Genomic DNA, 16,304 nt, shown 5'->3' with positions numbered 1-16,304 from the left:
GCCCTGACCCTTACGAGCCCTCGGGCTTGAGGGTCAGGGTGTCGACCGTGGCCTTCTCGACGGCGTCCTTGCCGAAGGGCCACTCCAGCAGCTCGCCCTTGGCCCACATCGTCGTCTGGTCCGTGTAGTGCGCGTTGTACGCGTGCCCCGAGGCACCCGTCAGGTTGATCCAGCGCGACTTGTCGAGGTCGTTCAGGTTCACGACCATCCGCATCGAGGGCACCCACGTGACCCCGTACCCGCTGGAGGCGTTCCAGCCGGTGGCGTTGACCGTGGCCTCGCCGCCGCCCACGTTCCACGGGCCGCGGTTGAGGAGCCACTGCATGAAGCCGGGGCCCTCGGTGCCGATCGTCTGGTTCTTCAGCGTCAGCTGGTGCAGCCGGCCCCAGCTCCAGGTGGACTGGTCCTTGCCGAGCTTGGCGGTCAGCTCCCAGCGGGCGTCCCTCATGGCCCGGGCGAAGAGCTCGTCGCGGGTGGTGGCCGCCGGCTGGGTCACGGTCTGCGGCGAGGTCCACCACGGCGACTTCTCGTCCTTGACCAGGCGGCGGACCACCTCGAACCAGCGGTCGCCGCCGTCGGGCTGCGCCGAGTCGGAGTCGCGGGTGCCGCATTCGCGGACCGTCTTGGCGAGGTCGTCGGCCGGGCCGGTGCCGTTGCCGAGGACGTTCATGCAGCTGCCCTCGATCCGCAGCTCCTTGGGCATCTTGTCGCCGAAGGAGAGTTTGAGGATGTTGCGCCAGACCGCGTTGAAGTAGGCCGCGGCCGCCGAGTCGGGCTCCTGCGTGTAGTTCCAGCCGTCCAGCAGCTTCTGCGCGGCGCGCACGCCCGGGTCCGAGACCTCTATCTTCGCCAGCATCGGGGTCAGCAGCGCGGCGATCTCGCTGCTGTTGTCCATCTGCATGGTGCGCATGTCGTCGGTCGAGATCCGGCCGCCGTCCTTGATCTTCGCCTCGATGAGGTCGTTGATCCGCTGGCTGCGGGCGCCGTAGCCCCAGTCGGTGGTCAGCAGGTACGGGTACTTGCCCGCGCCGGTCCCGCTCTCCACGACGGCCTGGTTGGCGGTGACGATGTAGCCGCGGGACGGGTTGAGGTCCCAGGGCATCTCGTTCTGCTGGATGTAGCCGGCGTTGCTGTCCTTGCCGCCCTTCCAGGCGTACTTGGAGTCCCAGCCCGGGGCGGGCATCCGGCCGTCGTGCTGGCCGCGCACCGGGATGCGGCCCGGGGCCTGGTAGCCGATGCTGCCGTTGGCGCCCTTGTTGTCGGCGTAGATCAGGTTCTGGGACGGGACCTCGAAGTCGGCGGCCGCCTTGCGGAAGTCGTCGAAGGTCTTGGCCTTGTCGAGCTTGAAGACCGCGTCCATGGACTTGCCCGGGTCCAGCGCCGTCCAGCGCAGGGCGACGGCGTAGCCGTCACCGCGGTCGGGGGCGGAGCTGGCGACGGGGGCGCGGGTGCCGACGGTGCCGAGCTCCACGCTGCGGTCGGAGACGAGCGGGCCGTTGTTGGTGGTGCGGACGGTGATCTTCTTGCTGTCGCCGCCCGCGACCTTGATGACCTCTTCACGGGTGGTGAAGGGGAGCACCTTGCCGTCGTAGACGTAGCCCTCGGGCTTGACCTGCTCCAGGTAGAGGTCGGTGACGTCGGCACCGAGGTTGGTCATGCCCCAGGCGATGTCGGCGTTGTGGCCGATGACCACGCCGGGCATGCCCGAGAAGGTGTAGCCGGCCACGTCGTACTGGCACTGGGGCGAGACCGCGCGGCAGTGCAGGCCCATCTGGTACCAGACCGAGGGCAGCTGCGGGGACAGGTGCGGGTCGTTCGCGAGCAGCGGCTTGCCGGTGGTCGTGTACTTGCCGGAGACGACCCAGGAGTTCGAGCCGATGCCGCTGCCGTTGGGGCCGAGGATCGCGGGGATCTTGTCCAGGGTGCCGGCGAGCGAGGTCAGCTGGGTGCGCAGGCCCACGGTCGCGCCCTGGGCGGCGGTGTTGCCGGCCAGGCCGTTGGCCGGGCCGTCGACCGGGCCCGTGACGGCCGAGGTCTGGGTTCCGGCGGCGTTACCGCTGCCCGAGCCGGTCCCGGTGCCGGTGCCCGTCCCGGTGCCGGTCCCGGTGCCCGAGCCGCTGCCCGCGGCGGCGCCCTGCGGGGTGTACTTCCCGCCGTCGACCTTGCCGCCCTCGACGATCGGCTTGTTCCGGTCGAAGGGGTACGGCGGGTAGAGCTCGTCGATCTGCGCCTGCGAGAGCTTGGTCGCCATCAGCGCGCGGTCGATCTCGTCCTGCATGTTGCCGCGCAGGTCCCACGCCATCGCCTTGAGCCAGGCCACCGAGTCCACCGGCGTCCACTGCTCGGGCTTGTAGTCGTCGCTGAGCTTGAGCGCCGCGTGCTCGACGGAGAGGTCCTTGCCGGACTTCCCCTTCAGGTACGCGTTGACCCCGTCGGCGTAGGCCTGGAGATACTTCTTGGTCTCGGCCGACAGCTTGGTGTCGTACTCGGCCTGCGCGACCTGGCGCCAGCCCAGCGTGCGCAGGAAGGCGTCGGTCTCGACCTGGCCGGAGCCGAACATCTCGGAGAGCCGGCCGGACGTCATGTGACGTCGTACGTCCATCTCCCAGAACCGGTCCTGCGCGTGCACGAAGCCCTGCGCACGGAAGAGGTCGTCGTCGTTGTCCGCGTAGAGCTGCGGAATGCCGTGGGCGTCGCGCTTGACGTCGACGGTCCCGGTCAGGCCCGGCACCTTGAGGGAGCCGGTCGTCTGGGGGAAGGAGGCGCGCACGCTGTCCACGCTCCAGTACGCCCCGTAGCCGAGGCCCGCGAAGAGCGCCAGGACCAGGACGAGCACGATCAGACGGGCGCGTCGTCCCTTCTTCTTGACGGGAGGAGCGGTTTCGTTGGCGGGCATCGCTGTCCTTAGAGGGGCAGGGTGGTCCTGGGAGTACTGGGAGCAACCATAGGCGCACGACCGCCTTCGTTGATCCGCCAGGGGTCGAGGTGCTGAGGACAGGGGGGAACAGGCGTTTCACAATGTGGTTATCGCGTAAAGGGCGCGTCAAAGATTAGGTAAGGTAACGAACTACTTGCCGAACTTGTCGCCGGGAGGATCGATCCGCCGGGCGCATTGAGGAGGGCCGCCCGCTGACTGTCCACACGCTCAATGAGCTTCTGCTGGTCTGCTCGCTCGTGCTGCTCGTCGCCGTGGCGGCGGTACGCATCTCTTCACGCAGCGGCCTCCCCAGCCTGCTCATCTACCTCGGCATAGGCATCGCGATAGGACAGGACGGCATCGGCAACGTCGTATTCGACAATGCCGAGCTGACCCAGGTCATCGGTTATGCCGCGCTCGTCGTGATCCTCGCCGAGGGTGGTCTGGGCACCAAGTGGAAAGAGATCAAGCCGGCCCTGCCGGCCGCGGTCATGCTGTCACTCGTGGGCGTTGCGGTCAGCGTGGGCGTGACGGCGGCGGGAGCGCATTATCTGGTCGGACTGGAATGGCGCCAGGCCCTGCTGATCGGCGCGGTCGTCTCCTCGACCGACGCGGCGGCCGTCTTCTCGGTGCTGCGCAAGGTGCCGCTGCCCGCCCGGATCACCGGTGTGCTGGAAGCCGAGTCCGGTTTCAACGACGCACCCGTCGTCATCCTGGTGGTGGCCTTCTCGACCGTCGGCCCGGTGGACGAGTGGTACGTCCTGATCGGGAAGATCGCCCTGGAGCTGGCCATCGGCGCCGCGATCGGCCTGACGGTGGGCTTCCTGGGCGCGTACGGGCTGCGGCACGTGGCACTGCCCGCCTCCGGCCTCTACCCGATCGCCGTGATGGCCATCGCCATCGTGGCGTACGCGGCCGGCGCCATCGCGCACGGCTCCGGCTTCCTCGCGGTGTACCTGGCGGCGATGGTGCTCGGGAACGCGAAGCTTCCGCACTGGCCCGCCACCCGGGGCTTCGCCGACGGGCTCGGCTGGATCGCCCAGATCGGCATGTTCGTGCTGCTGGGCCTGCTGGTCACCCCGCACGAGCTGGTCCGCGACTTCTGGCCCGCCGTGGTCATCGGGCTGGTACTGACGATGGTGGCGCGCCCCCTGGAGGTCTTCATCAGCCTGCTGCCCTTCCGGATCACCTGGCAGGAGCAGGTGCTGATGTCGTGGGCGGGCCTGCGCGGGGCCGTGCCCATCATCCTGGCGACCATCCCGATGGTGTCCGGGATCGAGGGCAGCGACCGGGTCTTCAACATCGTCTTCGTGCTGGTCGTGGTCTACACCCTGGTGCAGGGCCCGACCCTGCCCTGGCTCGCGCGCAAGCTGAACCTCGGGAGCGGGGACGAGGGCGCCTTCGACCTCGGGATCGAGTCGGCGCCGCTGGAGAAGCTGCGCGGACACCTGCTCTCCTTCTCCATCCCGCCGGCCTCGCGGATGCACGGCGTGGAGGTGAGCGAGCTGCGGCTGCCGCCGGGGGCCTCGGTCACGCTGGTGGTCAGGGACGCGAAGAGTTTCGTGCCGGCGCCGTCGACCGTGCTGCGGCGAGGGGACGAGCTGCTGGTGGTGGCCACGGATCCGGTGCGGGACGCGGCGGAGGCACGGCTGCGGGCGGTGGCCCGGGGCGGCAAGCTCGCGGGGTGGCTGGGCACGGGCGGACCCGTCTCGCGCTAGTGCGCCGCCGGAGCGCCGCCGGAGCGTCGTCGGCGCACCGCCAGAGCGCCGTTTGAGCGTCGTTCTAATTCGCCAATTTAGCTGAGATATGCCCGCTTTTGCCTAATTTTCCGGGCTCTTTACATGCGAAGCAGCCGTTAATCCCAGGTGAAGACACCCCTTGTCGCCGAATTCACAGGGCGTGGTAGTGGCTTTCCCTGTACGATGAAGGCACACCAGATCGAACCAACTCTGCCTGACGCAGAGCTGGCGCGACCGCAAAGCGGCCGTGGCACCACCCCGACGTGGGCGCCCAGGTATCACTCGGTTCTGCGCAAGAGGACAGCTCTCGGGGCTCCCACATGTACGGGTGCGGTCGCTCACAAGGCGAAGCACCGTCCGCAGACGGGGACGCTCTACCAGGCAGCGGAAAGGCAAGGCCGTGACATCCGCGGTCACGACCGACACGTCCGCCCGCCCCGGCTACGGGCAGCTCCTGCGCACTCCCGGCGCCCTCGGCTTCGTACTCCCCGGCTTCGCAGCACGGCTCCCCTTCGGCATGCTGACGATCAGCATCCTGCTGCTGGTCCAGCACACCACCGGTTCCTACGGCAGCGCCGGCATCGTCGCCGCCGTCACCGGTATCTCCATGGCACTGTCCGCCCCGCTGATGGGCATCTTCACCGACCGCTTCGGCCAGACGGCCGTCCTGCTGCCCGTGGTCCTCGCGCACTCCGCCGCCGTCACCGGCCTGGCCGCGCTCGCGCTGCTGGACGCGCCGGTCTGGGCGCTGGCGCTGGCCGCCGTACCCACCGGTGCCTCGGTGCCGCAGGTCGGACCGATGGTCCGGGCGCGCTGGGCCGCCAAGCTGGAGGGCTCGCCGCTGCTGCCGACGGCCGCCGCCTTCGAGTCCGTCACCGACGAGTTCACCTTCGTCGTCGGCCCGGTCCTGGCGACCGCGCTGTGCACCGGCGTCCACCCGGCGGCCGGCCTCGTCACCGAGGCCACGCTGACCCTGCTCGGCGGCCTGCTCTTCGCGGCCCAGCGGGCCAGCCAGCCCAAGACGCACGCCCCGTCGCTCACCGGTGAGAAGCGCGCCTTCGCGCTGTCCTTCCCGGGCCTGCGCGTCCTGATCTTCGCCTTCCTCGGGATCGGCGCCGTCTTCGGCGGCATGCAGGTCTCGCTCGCCGCCTTCTCCGACGAGATCGGCAACCCCGGCGCCAACGGCCTGCTCTACGGAGTCTTCGCCGCGGGCAACATGATCTCCGGTATCGCCATGGGCGCCATCGCCTGGAAGATCGGCCCGCGCCGCCGGCTGATCCTGGGCTACATCGGCCTCACCGCCGCCGCGTCCGTCCTGTGGGCGGCGAACTCGATGATCCTGCTGGGCGCGCTCGGCCTGGTCGTCGGCCTGTGCATCGCCCCGGCGCTGATCACCGGCTACACGATGGTCGAGCAGCTGGTCCCCGCGAACGCGCGGACCGAGGCCTTCACCTGGCTGACCGGCTCGATCGCCTTCGGTCAGGCCATCGCCGTCATCCTGGCCGGCCGTCTGACGGACGCGCACGGATCCTCGTTCGGCTTCCTGGTGCCCATGGGTGCCACCGCGCTCGCGCTGACCACCCTGCTGGCGCTGCGCGCGAAGCTGGCCCCGAAGGCCCCGAGCCGGATCGTGAACGCGTCCGCGCAGGAGGCCGCCGCTCCGGCGAAGACGCAGGCGAACACCCAGGTGGCCACCCGCACCACCCCCTCGCCGGCCTCCCGTAACCGGGTGAACGAGCGTGGGATGGGTCACCGCGTGCCGGTGACGGTGGACTGATCCGCCGGAATACGTCACCATGGAGCGTCGTTAGCACTCATTGAGTCAGAGTGCCAGGAGGAAATTCGTGCCGACCTACCAGTACCAGTGCACCGAGTGCGGTGAGGGCCTTGAGGCCGTGCAGAAGTTCACCGATGACGCACTGACCGTGTGCCCGAGCTGTGACGGACGCCTGAAGAAGGTGTTCTCCGCGGTCGGCATCGTCTTCAAGGGCTCCGGTTTCTACCGGAACGACAGCCGTGGCGCGTCGTCGAGCAGCACCCCTGCCTCGAAGCCGTCGTCCAGCTCCTCGTCGTCCTCGACGTCGACCGCTGCCGCCGCTCCTGCCGCCTCGTCCTCCTCGACGTCGTCGAGCTCGTCGAGCAGCAGCTCCACGTCGGCCGCCTGATCGCTTCTCCCCGAGGCCCCGCCGCCCCTACCGGCAGCGGGGCCTTCGGCATGCCCACGGCAGGGCCTTAGGGTGGACCGCATGGTGAACGCAGAGATCGGTGTCATCGGCGGCTCGGGCTTCTACTCCTTCCTGGAGGACGTCTCCGAGATCCAGGTGGAGACCCCGTACGGACCCCCGAGCGACTCCCTGTACGTGGGTGAGCTGGCCGGGCGCCAGGTGGCCTTTCTGCCCCGGCACGGACGCAGCCACACCGTCCCCCCGCACAAGATCAACTACCGGGCCAACCTGTGGGCCCTGCGCTCGGTCGGCGTCCGCCAGGTGCTGGGCCCGTGCGCGGTCGGCGGTCTGCGGGCCGAGTACGGGCCGGGCACGCTGCTCGTTCCCGACCAGCTGGTCGACCGTACGAAGGCCCGCATCCAGACCTTCTTCGACGGTGAGCCGCTGCCCGGGGGTCCCTCCCAGGCCGGAGGCTCTGGGGGAGGTTCCGTCCCGAACGTCGTGCACACCACCTTCGCCGACCCGTACTGCCCGGTGGGCCGGTCCGTGGCGATGGCGGCGGCCCGCGGGCGGGACTGGGAGCCGGTGGACGGCGGCACCATGGTCGTCATCGAGGGACCGCGCTTCTCGACGCGCGCCGAGTCACGGTGGCACGCGGCGGCGGGCTGGTCGGTGGTCGGCATGACCGGCCACCCGGAGGCGGTCCTCGCCCGTGAGCTGGGGCTCTGCTACACCTCGATGGCCCTGGTCACGGACCTGGACGCGGGCGCGGAGACCGGTGAGGGCGTCTCCCACACCGAGGTCCTGAAGGTGTTCGGCGAGAACGTCGGGCGGCTGCGCGAGGTCCTCTTCGACGCGGTGGCGGCCCTGCCGGCCACGGAGACCCGGGCCTGCCTGTGCACGCACGCGCACGACGGGTGGGACCTGGGCATCGAGCTCCCGTAACCCCCTCCGGGCTGCCCGGGGGAACGCCCTGGGGCCACCCTGTGGACGCCCCGGCCGGGTTGTCAGTGGCGGCCCCTAGCCTGCGCGCATGGGAAGTTCGGGTGGGATGGCCGTGGCGCGCGCCACGGTGACGGAGCTGCGTGAGTTCGCGGCGGAGGCCGGGGTCGAGGGCGTCGACGCCGACGCGGACCTGGGTGGCGGCTGGTCGGTCGTGTACTGCGCCGACCAGCCGGACGGCGCCGCGGCGGCGCTGGCGCGGCGGACCGGGGCGCCGGTGCTCACGGTGGCCTTCCTCGACAGCGATGTCGGGTTCGTCGAGGGCGCCACCTTCGCCGGGGGCCGCTGGAAGGCGCTGCTCAACCGGGACACGGCCGAGGACTACGAGATACCCGTCGACCGGTTCCCCGTCGAAGCGGCCCTGGCGGGCGCCCTCGACTGGGCGGCCGCGGGCGGGCTGACCGCCGACCCGGAGGGTGTGCGGGCCGTCCTCACCGGCTCCGAGGCCTTCGCCGAGGACCTCGCGGAACGGCTCCTCGGCGCGCTCGGGATCGCGCCCGCGGCGCCCGGTGAGGAAAGCGTCTAGAAAAGGGGCCGGCGGCTGTCACATCCGGCGCGGCTGTCCGGTCCTCCCTGGTGAAGGCGGAAACGAAGACCGCCCCAGCCAGGGAGATGACTGACATGCCGCGTATCTCGCTCACCCCGCCCCGCACCCTGCTCATGCGGATCGGGGCCTGGTACTCGCGCCGTACCTACGGCAAGGTGCTCGACCCCGGGCAGGCCTACGGGCACAACTCGCGCGTGCTCTTCTCCTACGTCCGGCTGGAGCGGAGCGTGGCGAAGTGGAATGCGCTCGACGCCGGGCTGAAGCATCTCGCCGTGATGGCGGCGGCGGCCCGTATCAACTGCTCGTGGTGCATGGACTTCGGCTACTGGGAGGGCCACGAGCTGGGCCTGCCGGCCGAGAAGATCGAGCGGGTGCCTCAGTGGCGGGAGGCCCGTGAGGTGTTCACCGAGCTGGAACTGCTGGTCATGGAGTACGCCGAGGCCATGACGGAGACCGAGCCGACGGTCACGGACGAGCTCGCGCGCGAACTGATCGCGCGGCTCGGCGAGGAGGCCTTCGTCGAGCTCACCGCGATGGTCGCGCTGGAGAACCTGCGCTCGCGCGTCAACAGCGCCTTCGGCCTGACCAGTCAGGGGTTCGCGGAGGCCTGCCAGGTCCCGGCCCGGCGGTGACCTCGACAATGGCGGCGTGAACACCGACCTCCCTCTCTCCGGCCTCCCTCTCTCCGGCCTCCCTCTCGCCGACCGCAGGGTCATCGTCGCCCTCGACTTCGACGACCGCCGGGCCGCCGAGGCGCTCGTCGAGCGCCTCGGCGACGCGTGCGGCTTCTACAAGATCGGCCTGGAGCTGCTGACCGCGGCGGGCCCCGGACTCGCGCGGGACCTCGTCGGGCGGGGGCACGAGGTCTTCCTCGACCTGAAGCTCTTCGAGATCCCGAACTCCGTCGCCGGGGCGGTCCGGGCCGCCGGCGCGCTCGGCGCGTCCATGGTGACCGTGCACGCCATGGGCGGTACGGGGATCCTGTCCGCGGCGGTGGAGGCGGCGCGGGAGTTCCCGCGGCTGCGGGTACTGGCGCTGACCGTGGTCACCAGCATGACCGGGAGCGACCTCGCGGACATCGGCGTGGCCGCCGGCACCGAGGAGCAGGTGCTGCGGCTGGCCCGGCTGGCCGCGGGCGCGGGCTGCGACGGGGTCATCGCCTCGCCGCGGGAGGCCGGGGTGCTGCGGGAACTCCTGGGGCCGGACCGGCTGATCGTCACGCCGGGGGTGGTCCTGGAGCCGGAGGGCGCGGCGGGCGGGCACGCCCGGCCGGGGACACCGCGGGCCGCCTTCGCGGCCGGGGCCTCGCACGTCGTGGTGGGCCGGTCGGTCGGCCGGGCGGCGGACCCGGTGGCCGCGCTGCGGCGGGTGCGTGCCTGCGCCGACTGACTCGTGAGGGTGACGGGGTTGTCCACAAGCTGGGGATCGTCCACAGGCTCCGACGGGATTTCCGGGGAGGCGGGATCGTGAGATGTGTCCGGGCGCCGGGTCCGGACACAGCGACTCACTCGGTCTGGTGGTGTTCGTCATGTCCCGTACGTCCGCGTCCTCTTCGGCCCGCTCCGCCTCATCCGCTTCCTCCGCCTCATCCGCTCCCTCCGTCTCCTGCGCTTCCTCCGCTTCCCTTGCCGCCCGCGCTCCCGCCGCGTGCGCGACGTCCTCCGCGTGTCCCCCCGCGCGCCCGGTCCCGCCGTTCCCGCCGCTTCGCGTGGGGCGCGGCGGGGACCGGCTGCGCCGGGCCGTGCGACGGCGGCGCCGGGCCGCCTCGGCCGCGCTGGCCGTGGTGGCGGCGGCCGTGGCGGTGGGCGGGGCGGAGGCTCAGGCCTCGCGGGGCGCCGCGCGGCCCGAGGTGCGGGCCTCTCAGCGTGCGGCGCCACCCGCCGCGGTGCGGATGGTGTCGGCGCCCGTGCGCATCGCGGACGCGGCGGCGGTGCGGCTGCTGCGGCCGGGGGACCGGGTGGACGTGGTCGCGGCGGAGCGCGCCGGGCCGCCCAGGGTGGTGGCCGCGGGGGTGCTGGTCGCCGAAGTTCCCGATCCGGACAAGGATGTTGCGGACGGTGGGGCGCTGGTGGTGCTGTCCGTTCCGCGGGATGCCGCGCCGGGTCTCGTGGGCGCCGGCGCCACGACGCGGCTGGCGGTGACGTTGTGCTGATTCGCACACACGGGCAGTCAATTCACCTCAAGGTGGGGGCCGATTGGACACTCCGCTCCTGGACTGCCGTAGCTTTCGGAACCGTTGGCTCCGTGTTCGGCAGATGTGAAGAGAGGCTCAGTGGTGAGCGAGAAGAAGAAGGAGAGCGTGCTGGCAGGCTTCAAGGCCTTCCTGATGCGCGGCAACGTGGTCGACCTGGCGGTGGCCGTGGTCATCGGCGCCGCGTTCACGAGCATCGTGAACTCGGTGGTCAAGGGGATCATCAGCCCGGTGGTGGGCGCGGTCGGCACGAAGAGCCTCGACGGCTACAAGTCCTGCCTCAAGGCTCCTTGCGCCATCGGCCCGGACGGCCAGCCGACGGGCGTGGAGATCCTCTGGGGCTCGGTGCTGAATGCGACGCTGACCTTCGTCATCACCGCCGCGGTCGTGTACTTCCTGATGGTGCTGCCGATGTCGAAGTACCTCGCCAAGCAGGAGGCCCGGCGCAAGGCGAAGGAAGGTGTCCAGGAGGTCGTCGAGATCACCGAACTGGAGCTCCTGAAGGAGATCCGGGACGCCCTGGTCGCGCAGCGCGGTGGTGGCACGCCCCCCACCGGTTCACGCAACGGTTTCTGACCTCTCCGGCCGGCCGGGCCGGCCGGGCCGGTCAGACGTGGTGCGGGGGCTTCTCGTCGAGGAAGCGGGCCAGGTCGGCCGCGCTACCGCCGGCGGGCGGCCGCTCGCCCCAGCCGTGGTCGGTGTCGTCCGAGGACTGCTGGTCCAGCGGGTCGTCGAAGACCAGCCTGGGCTTCGGCCGCGGCTTGGCGGCCTCGGGGGCGGTACGCGAGGGCTGCGGGTCGGGGGCGGGGGCGCTGCTCATGTCTCCAGGGTACGGCCGCCCTCTCCCCCGCCCCGGCCCCCCACCTGTCCCCCGGCCCGTCCCCCGCCCCGTTCCCCGGTCGGATCCGGCCGGGCGCCCCGGCTCCGGGGCGGGCGTCGGACCACCGGCACACCGCCGGGCACCTGGCACGGAGGCCGATGCGGGGCCGGTGACGGCGCCCGCCTCCGTCCGCGACCGCTTCGGGGCCGCGGACCGCGCCTGGCATCCGCCCGGGGCACACGGGCCCTGCGGGCCGCGCGTCCGCCCTGCCGGAGGTCCCTGCCTCTGGTCTCCTGGCCGGTATGGCCTTCTCCCCCATGACCGCTCGCAGCCCCGACGAGCTCCACCGTGCCGCCACCCCGCTGGAGCTGTTCTTCGACCTCTGCTTCGTCGTCGCCATCGCCCAGGCCGGCGCCCGGCTGGTGCACTCGCTCGCGGAGGGCCATCCCGGCGCCGGGGTGGTCGGCTACTTCTTCGTCTTCTTCGGCGTGTGGTGGGCCTGGATGAACTTCACCTGGTTCGCCTCGGCGTACGACGTGGACGACGTCCCGTACCGGATCGCGACGCTCGTACAGATCGCCGGTGTTCTCGTGTACGCGGCCGGGGTGAGCCGGGCCTTCGACGACAACGACTGGGCGGTCGCGGTCACCGGCTACATCATCATGCGCGTCGCCCTGACGGCGCAGTGGCTGCGGGCCGCCTCCGGGGAGCAGGGCGAGGCCCGGACGTCGGCGCTGAAGTACGCGGCCGGACTGGTGATCTGCCAGCTGGGCTGGATCGGCCTGCTGTTCGTCCCGGACGACCTGAAGCGCTGGCTGTTCCTCGTGCTGCTCATCGCCGAGCTGGGGGTTCCGGTGATCGCCGAGCGCGGGCACCAGACGCCCTGGCACGCGCACCACATCGTGGAGCGGTACGGCCTGTTCACCATCATCGTGCTCGGCGAGACGATCGCCGCGGCCACGGTGGCGGTCAAGTCCGCGATCGACGAGCACGAGGCGCTGGGCCGGCTGCTGCCCATCGCGGCGGGCGGGCTGCTGATCGTCTTCGCCGCGTGGTGGATCTACTTCGCCGTGCCGATGCACCAGCACCTGACCTCCAACCGCGAGGCCATCCCGTGGGGTTACGGGCACCTGCTGATCTTCGCCTCGGGCGCGGCGATCGGCGCCGGCATCGAGGTCGCCGTCGAGCAGGCGGTGGGCAAGGCGCACATCTCCCAGGTCGCCGCGAACTCCGCCGTCATGGTCCCGACCGCGCTGTTCCTGATGATGGTGTGGCTGCTGCACTCCCGGCACTTCAAGCGCGGCCTCGCCCAGCAGCTGGTCCTGCCGGTGTCCGCCCTCGTGACGCTCGCCTGCACCTGGTCGGGTACGTACGCCGTCCTCTGGGCGGGCCTTGTCGGGGTGCTGACGGTGGCGGTCGGCCTGACCCTGTCCACGCGGGCCGGTGCGAGCGCCGGCGCCGCCGTCTGACTCCCCCGGGCCGCGCCTGCGCCCCTGCGGCCCGCACCCGCACCCCGCCGAACCGTCACTCCCGCGCCCCCGCCGCCGTTCTCCAGCGCAGAACGACGCGCACCTACTGGAGGACCTGCCTTGACACTCCCGGCACAACGCCACGGCACCGACCCCGGCAGGGAGCTGGCCGAGCCAGGCTTCTGGCAGCAGCCCCCCGCCCACCGCCTCGCGGCCTTCGCCCGGCTGCGCGCGGCCGAGGGCCCGGTGTTCGTCCCCGAAGGGTCCGGGCGCGGCCACTGGGCCCTCGTGCGCCACGCCCAGGTGCAGGAGGCCAGCCGCCTCCCCAAGGTCTTCGCCAGTGCCCCCGGCGTGACCACCCCCGAGCCGGCCCGCTGGGTGCGGGCGCTGTTCGGGGACTCGATGGTGAATCTGGACGGCCCCGACCACGCCCAGCTGCGCAAGATCGTGCAGCGTGCCTTCACGCCCCGCCTGCTGGCGGCCGCCGAGGAGGACATCCACGCCGTGGCAGCCCGCATCGTGGACGACGTACTGGCCGAGCGGCCCGACGAGTTCGTCTCGGCCGTGGCCTCGCGCCTGCCCCTGGAGGTCATCTGCAACATGATGGGCATCCCCGAGCACTACCGGGCCGAGATCGCCGACCGCGTCAACCACGCCTCGGAGAACATCGGGGTGGAGCGGGGCCTGGCCTCCCGGCTGCGGATGCCCGGGCGCGGGCTGCGTGCGCTCGCCCGTATGCAGCGGATGGTGGCGGGGATCGGGCGGGAGCGGCGCAAGCACCCGACCGACGACCTGATCTCGGCGCTGGTCTGTGCGAACGTCGACGGCCAGGCCCTCGGGGCCCGCCAGCTCGGCGCCTTCTTCTCCCTGTTGATGGTCGCCGGGGTGGAGACCACCCGGAACGCGATCACCCATGGGCTGTCCCTGCTGACCGACCATCCGGACCAGCGGGACCTGCTGCTCTCGGACTTCGAGAAGTACGCGGACGGGGCGGTGGACGAGATGATCCGGCACTCGACGCCCATCATCCAGTTCCGCCGGACCGTGGCCGCCGAGCACACCATGGACGGGCACGTGTTCCGGCCTGGCGACAAGGTGGTCCTCTATTACGCCTCCGCCAACCGCGACGAGGCGGTCTTCCCCGACCCGGACGCCTTCGTCATCACCCGCTCGCCCAATCCGCACCTGGGGTTCGGCGGCGGCGGACCGCACTTCTGCCTGGGCGCGCACCTGGCCCGGGTGGAGATGAAGGCCCTCTTCCGTGAGCTGCTGACCCGGCCGGTCGGGCTGCGGGCGGTGGGCCTGCCGGACCTGGCGGGGTCGAACTTCGACAACCGGGTCCGCTCGCTGCGGTTCGTCTTCGAACGGCCCTGACCCCGGCCCCGGGTGAAGCGGGACCGGCCACCGGGCAGGCTGGGAGCCCGGCGGCCGGAGCGGGTGGTGGCGGCACCCGGCCTGTGGTTACCGCTGTTACCGCTGTACGCGCCGCACGGCGAGGACGCAGTGGGCGCTGCTGGTGAGCACGGACTCGTCGCCCGCGAAGGCCTGCAGGGTCTCCGGTGCGACCGGCCGGCCCGGGACCGCCTCGGGCCAGGCACGGGTGGCGAACAGGAAGTACGCCTGCCCGCTCTCGTCCGCCGCGGCGACCCACTCGTCGGGGGCGGTGCAGCGCGCGTTCATCCCGGGCAGGGTGAGCGCGATCTGGTTGCCCTCCAGCAGGATCTGCACCGGGAAGGTGGCCGCCTTGAGGGTGCCGTCCATGACCACGTCGCCGATGGGCAGGCCGATCTCCTCCAGCAGCCCGCGGGCGGCCGCCTCGCCGGCCTCCCGGCCCTGCGGTCCGTCACCGAGGGTGTAGGCGAGGAGGTACGGGATGTCGTGCGCCTCTTCGGGGTCTCCGATCCAGGCGAGCACCGAAAGGGTGCCGAGCTGGGACCGGTCGATTTCGGCTTGAGTAGAAGTCATGCGCGCACCCTAGTGGTCTCTCCGCCGCGCCTTTCACGGCCCTTCACCCGGGCGGGCTAGACGGCCCAGAATCCCTCTCCGGAATTCGCCTGCGTGTTCGCGTCCTGGTACTGGAGCCGCACAATGCGCGCGCTTTCCGGGATTTCGAACACCACCCACCCCTCGGCCCGCTCACCGACCTCCAGGGAATCGAAGACCATCGGTTTGCCGGTCGTCAGCTCGCCGGTCGTCACCACCGGGTGACGCTGCCCCGCGCTGTCGTGCGCCCACATGCGTCCGAGGGCCCCGTACGAGGCTCCTCCCACGTTGACGAAGGACATCGAGGCGGCCACCCAGCGCTTCCCGGCGGGCGGGGCGAAGTTCTTGTCCACGCTGATCGCCGGGTCCACGAACGCCCCGAGTTCGACCTGGAGGTGCCGGCCGACCTGCCTGCCGTGCATCCGTGCGGTACCGCCCACATGGGCGTCCCGCACGCCGGGCCGTGCGGGGGCCTGGGCCGCGCCCGGCGCCCCGTCGTCCACCACGACCGCCGGCGCGGCAGCGGGCGCGAGCGCGTCCGGTTCCGGGGCGCTCTGGCAGGCGGTGGCACCGAACAGAAGGAGCGGGAGCAGGACGAGGACGGGCAGGGGGAGGGCGGGCTGGCGCATGCAAGATCCCTTCGGGGACGTATTTCGGCCAGTTTCACGCGCCCGGGCAGGTAATTGCGCACAACGACACGAGCGCAAGGAGCAAGTGCGTACGCCCACCTGCCAGCACAATGCGTTCCGGTGGAATCCCGCCATCCGCAGAACCTGGAGGAAGAATGCTCATCCCCGCCCGCCGAATGGCCCTGACGGCCTTCTCCGCACTGGCCGCCACCACGCTATTCACCGCTCCGGCCGGCGCCACGGTTTTCAATCAAGGGATTTCCGTACATCGTGACGCCTACGTCGCCAAGGACGGCGCCGTCACTCTTTCCGGGATGTACCACTGCGAGCAGGCGTCACCCATGGGGGCGATGCAGATCAAGGCGACCGTCGAGCAGGAGGGCGGCGGCCGGCTGAGCATCGGCGCCGAGCAGATCGTCTGCGACGGCCAGGAGCGCCGCTGGGTGGCCGACGCCCCGGGCGCCTTCGTGAACGTGCACCCGGGCTCCGCGGTGGTCACCGCGGAGCTCCAGGAGGTCCGGCTCTCGGGCCTGATGCCGAGGTCGGTCACCACGGTCGCCCAGGACTCGCAGCACGTCGAGGTCCACGGGCACTGAGCGGTGGCGGCCTGCGGCACGGGCCTGCGGCTCGCGCCCGGGGCCGGGGCCGGGGCCGGTAGCCGCCGCTACCGGCAGTCGGGGGCGACGTCCGTCATCGACATGAAGGCCACCGACCGGCACGCGGGGTCCGCGTGCGGCCGCCCCGTCGCCCGGTCCACGACGGCCGACACCCCGGCCACCAGCAGGAGCACGGCCAGGGCGCCCGTCACGGCGGCCTTGCTCAGCCCGCGCACAACACGATCC

Annotated in this window: 17 protein-coding genes; 12 read left to right on the top strand and 5 right to left on the bottom strand. The window is 71.5% G+C overall.

The features are described from left to right. Positions 1-10 precede the first annotated feature (10 nt). Positions 11-2,896 (bottom strand): penicillin acylase family protein, encoded by a 2,886-nt coding sequence (locus ACFY0D_RS32080; RefSeq protein ID WP_390801463.1) that lies wholly within the window; start codon positions 2,894-2,896, stop codon positions 11-13. 215 nt (positions 2,897-3,111) lie between these two features. Between ACFY0D_RS32080 and ACFY0D_RS32075 the strand changes: the two genes are divergently transcribed. From ACFY0D_RS32075 to mscL, 9 genes are all read left to right on the top strand, one after another. Beyond that, positions 3,112-4,635, top strand: a complete 1,524-nt coding sequence (locus tag ACFY0D_RS32075) for a potassium/proton antiporter (RefSeq protein ID WP_390801512.1) — start codon at positions 3,112-3,114, stop codon at positions 4,633-4,635. Between the two features lie 421 nt (positions 4,636-5,056). Beyond that, on the top strand, positions 5,057-6,433 hold the full coding sequence (locus ACFY0D_RS32070; RefSeq protein WP_390801462.1) for an MFS transporter: 1,377 nt from the start codon (positions 5,057-5,059) through the stop codon (positions 6,431-6,433). A gap of 67 nt (positions 6,434-6,500) precedes the next feature. Next, complete coding sequence (locus ACFY0D_RS32065; protein WP_189735399.1) at positions 6,501-6,821, top strand: FmdB family zinc ribbon protein; 321 nt, start codon at positions 6,501-6,503, stop codon at positions 6,819-6,821. Positions 6,822-6,902: 81 nt separating this feature from the next. After that, positions 6,903-7,766, top strand: coding sequence for an S-methyl-5'-thioadenosine phosphorylase (locus tag ACFY0D_RS32060; protein WP_390801461.1), 864 nt, complete (start codon positions 6,903-6,905; stop codon positions 7,764-7,766). 88 nt (positions 7,767-7,854) lie between these two features. Then, the gene (locus ACFY0D_RS32055) at positions 7,855-8,349 is read left to right on the top strand and encodes a hypothetical protein (protein WP_390801460.1); all 495 of its coding nucleotides are present in this window, start codon (positions 7,855-7,857) and stop codon (positions 8,347-8,349) included. Between the two features lie 95 nt (positions 8,350-8,444). Beyond that, positions 8,445-9,002, top strand: coding sequence for a carboxymuconolactone decarboxylase family protein (locus ACFY0D_RS32050; protein WP_390801459.1), 558 nt, complete (start codon positions 8,445-8,447; stop codon positions 9,000-9,002). Between the two features lie 16 nt (positions 9,003-9,018). Beyond that, positions 9,019-9,759 (top strand): orotidine-5'-phosphate decarboxylase, encoded by a 741-nt coding sequence (gene pyrF / locus ACFY0D_RS32045; RefSeq protein WP_390801458.1) that lies wholly within the window; start codon positions 9,019-9,021, stop codon positions 9,757-9,759. A 319-nt stretch (positions 9,760-10,078) separates the two neighbouring features. Next, the gene (locus ACFY0D_RS32040; protein ID WP_390801457.1) at positions 10,079-10,522 is read left to right on the top strand and encodes a hypothetical protein; all 444 of its coding nucleotides are present in this window, start codon (positions 10,079-10,081) and stop codon (positions 10,520-10,522) included. A 123-nt stretch (positions 10,523-10,645) separates the two neighbouring features. After that, a complete protein-coding gene (gene mscL / locus ACFY0D_RS32035; protein ID WP_390801456.1) occupies positions 10,646-11,137 on the top strand; it encodes a large conductance mechanosensitive channel protein MscL in 492 nt (163 codons plus the stop codon). Between the two features lie 31 nt (positions 11,138-11,168). Here mscL and ACFY0D_RS32030 read toward each other — a convergent pair whose 3' ends face one another. Further along, positions 11,169-11,381 carry a hypothetical protein gene (locus ACFY0D_RS32030; RefSeq protein WP_390801455.1) on the bottom strand — a complete coding sequence of 71 codons (213 nt, stop codon included), beginning with the start codon at positions 11,379-11,381 and terminating at the stop codon, positions 11,169-11,171. A gap of 317 nt (positions 11,382-11,698) precedes the next feature. Here ACFY0D_RS32030 and ACFY0D_RS32025 point away from each other — a divergent pair, with 317 nt between their 5' ends. Together ACFY0D_RS32025 and ACFY0D_RS32020 are read left to right on the top strand one after the other, a co-directional pair. After that, complete coding sequence (locus tag ACFY0D_RS32025; RefSeq protein ID WP_390801454.1) at positions 11,699-12,850, top strand: low temperature requirement protein A; 1,152 nt, start codon at positions 11,699-11,701, stop codon at positions 12,848-12,850. Positions 12,851-12,970: 120 nt separating this feature from the next. After that, a complete protein-coding gene (locus ACFY0D_RS32020) occupies positions 12,971-14,224 on the top strand; it encodes a cytochrome P450 (protein WP_390801453.1) in 1,254 nt (417 codons plus the stop codon). Positions 14,225-14,320: 96 nt separating this feature from the next. On the opposite strand, the gene ACFY0D_RS32015 is transcribed toward ACFY0D_RS32020, so the two are convergent. Together ACFY0D_RS32015 and ACFY0D_RS32010 are read right to left on the bottom strand one after the other, a co-directional pair. Then, a complete protein-coding gene (locus tag ACFY0D_RS32015; protein ID WP_052872786.1) occupies positions 14,321-14,815 on the bottom strand; it encodes a DUF5949 family protein in 495 nt (164 codons plus the stop codon). A gap of 56 nt (positions 14,816-14,871) precedes the next feature. After that, entirely contained in the window at positions 14,872-15,462 is a 591-nt protein-coding gene (locus ACFY0D_RS32010; protein WP_390801452.1) for a hypothetical protein, read from the bottom strand. 155 nt (positions 15,463-15,617) lie between these two features. Between ACFY0D_RS32010 and ACFY0D_RS32005 the strand changes: the two genes are divergently transcribed. Beyond that, positions 15,618-16,058, top strand: a complete 441-nt coding sequence (locus ACFY0D_RS32005) for a DUF6299 family protein (protein ID WP_390801451.1) — start codon at positions 15,618-15,620, stop codon at positions 16,056-16,058. A 68-nt stretch (positions 16,059-16,126) separates the two neighbouring features. Here the strand turns inward: ACFY0D_RS32005 and ACFY0D_RS32000 are convergent, their stop codons facing one another. Beyond that, on the bottom strand, positions 16,127-16,294 hold the full coding sequence (locus ACFY0D_RS32000) for a hypothetical protein (RefSeq protein ID WP_390801450.1): 168 nt from the start codon (positions 16,292-16,294) through the stop codon (positions 16,127-16,129). Positions 16,295-16,304: the final 10 nt, after the last annotated feature.

The organism is Streptomyces sp. NPDC001502, assembly GCF_042894785.1.
GTDB lineage: Bacteria > Actinomycetota > Actinomycetes > Streptomycetales > Streptomycetaceae > Streptomyces > Streptomyces kutzneri.
The sequence above is the reverse complement of the archived record's forward strand: the minus strand, read 5'-3'. Positions and strand labels throughout refer to the sequence as shown.

Bases quoted from the DNA above. Each gene is read 5' to 3' on its own strand.
- ACFY0D_RS32025 (WP_390801454.1), top strand. From the start codon at position 11,699: ATGACCGCTCGCAGCCCCGACGAGCTCCACCGTGCCGCCACCCCGCTG.
- ACFY0D_RS32030 (WP_390801455.1), bottom strand. From the start codon at position 11,381: ATGAGCAGCGCCCCCGCCCCCGACCCGCAGCCCTCGCGTACCGCCCCC.
- ACFY0D_RS32055 (WP_390801460.1), top strand. From the start codon at position 7,855: ATGGGAAGTTCGGGTGGGATGGCCGTGGCGCGCGCCACGGTGACGGAG.
- ACFY0D_RS32060 (WP_390801461.1), top strand. From the start codon at position 6,903: ATGGTGAACGCAGAGATCGGTGTCATCGGCGGCTCGGGCTTCTACTCC.
- ACFY0D_RS32050 (WP_390801459.1), top strand. From the start codon at position 8,445: ATGCCGCGTATCTCGCTCACCCCGCCCCGCACCCTGCTCATGCGGATC.
- ACFY0D_RS32010 (WP_390801452.1), bottom strand. From the start codon at position 15,462: ATGCGCCAGCCCGCCCTCCCCCTGCCCGTCCTCGTCCTGCTCCCGCTC.
- ACFY0D_RS32005 (WP_390801451.1), top strand. From the start codon at position 15,618: ATGCTCATCCCCGCCCGCCGAATGGCCCTGACGGCCTTCTCCGCACTG.
- ACFY0D_RS32015 (WP_052872786.1), bottom strand. From the start codon at position 14,815: ATGACTTCTACTCAAGCCGAAATCGACCGGTCCCAGCTCGGCACCCTT.
- ACFY0D_RS32080 (WP_390801463.1), bottom strand. From the start codon at position 2,896: ATGCCCGCCAACGAAACCGCTCCTCCCGTCAAGAAGAAGGGACGACGC.